This window comes from Arthrobacter sp. BL-252-APC-1A (assembly GCF_009696625.1).
Lineage (GTDB): Bacteria > Actinomycetota > Actinomycetes > Actinomycetales > Micrococcaceae > Arthrobacter_B.
On sequence record NZ_VULS01000028.1, the window covers coordinates 1 to 1,447 of the forward strand.

General features: G+C 64.1%; 1 protein-coding gene. It reads left to right on the forward strand.

Annotated elements, in window-relative coordinates; all coding sequences use genetic code 11:
• Positions 1 to 114: 114 nt before the first annotated feature.
• The gene (locus tag FYJ28_RS17045; protein WP_154580189.1) at positions 115 to 1,404 is read left to right on the forward strand and encodes an ISL3 family transposase; all 1,290 of its coding nucleotides are present in this window, start codon (positions 115 to 117) and stop codon (positions 1,402 to 1,404) included.
• Positions 1,405 to 1,447: the final 43 nt, after the last annotated feature.

Consider the following 1,447-nt stretch of genomic DNA (forward strand, 5'->3'; position numbering starts at 1 on the left):
GGCTCTTCGCGGTTGGTGGTGAAACAGGTTCCGTGTCTTGAAAGCTAAAGGGCTCGTAGCCCTGCTGTGATGGATGTTCTCTACGCATTCATCAACAGTCAGGAGCTACGAGCCTTGATCGAGCCTACTTCCCCGCGCCCCGATGCTGCCACCACCATCTTCAACCTGCCCGACTACCGTGTCACCGGGACCGAGATCCTCGCCTGCGGGCAGCGCCGGATCAGTGTCGAAACCACCACCGAGGCCGGTTGCCCGTCCTGCGGGGTGATCAGCACCCGGGTTCATTCCCGCCGATCCCAGCGCCTGCGTGACGTCCCCGTCGCGGGCCCGGTTGAAGTGCTCTGGGCCAAGCGGAGATTCTTTTGTGGCGAGTATTTGTGTCCCCGCCGAACCTTCACCGAGGAGACCGCCCAAGTCCCGCGCCGGGCCCGGTCCACCCGCCGGCTCCGTGAGGCCCTGGTATCGGCTGTGATCGGATCCGGACGAGCCGCGGCGGAAGCTGCCTCCTCGTTCGGCGTCTCGTGGTGGCTGGTCCAGCGCGCGCTGGACACCGCGGCACTGACGCTGCCTGACGTTGATGCACTGGCCCCGCGGATGCTCGGCATCGATGAACACCGCTACCGGTCAGTGCGGTTCTTCCGCGACCCGGCCACCAAAGCCTGGAAACGCTACGAACCCTGGATGACCACCATTGTCGATCTCGATAGCGGAAAGGTCCTGGGCATCGTGGACGGCCGTGACAGCCAAGGAGTCGGTGACTGGCTCTTCGCCCGGCCCCTCCAATGGCGCCTGGGTGTTCAGGTGGTCGCGATCGATCCGTCAGCAGCGTTCCGAAAGGCCCTGCGGATGTGGCTGCCGCGCACCGCGGTCTCCGTCGATGCGTTCCACCTGGTCAAGCTTGGCAACGACATGCTCACCGAAGTCCGGCAACGCCTCACCCAGCAGGTCCACGGCCGGCGGGGACGATCCATCGACCCGGTCTGGGCCAACCGGCGGCTGCTCCTGCGCGCCGGGGACACGCTCTCAGAGCGGGCCAGGGACAGGCTGAACACCGTCTTCGCCACGGACGATGCCACCGGGAAGCTGCAGGCGGCTTGGCTGGTCAAAGAACAGCTGCGGGCCTTGCTTGCCACCGGATCCCTTGCCGACGCGGCAGCCGCGAAAGACCGACTGCAGACTCTGGTCGAACAATCCGCGCAGCCAGAAACGAACCGGCTCTGGCGCACCGTCTGCCGATGGTGGAAAGAGATCGAAGTCCTTATCGTCACTGGTGCGACAACAGCGAAAGTTGAGGCAAACAACACGGCTATCAAACACATCAAAAGGACGGGCCGGGGGTTCACCAACGCACGCAACTACAAAACGCGTATCCTGTTGCGCAGTGCCGCCAGAACAGTGGCATGAACACCCATCACGGCAGAACATTCACCACGAACCGTGAAGAGCC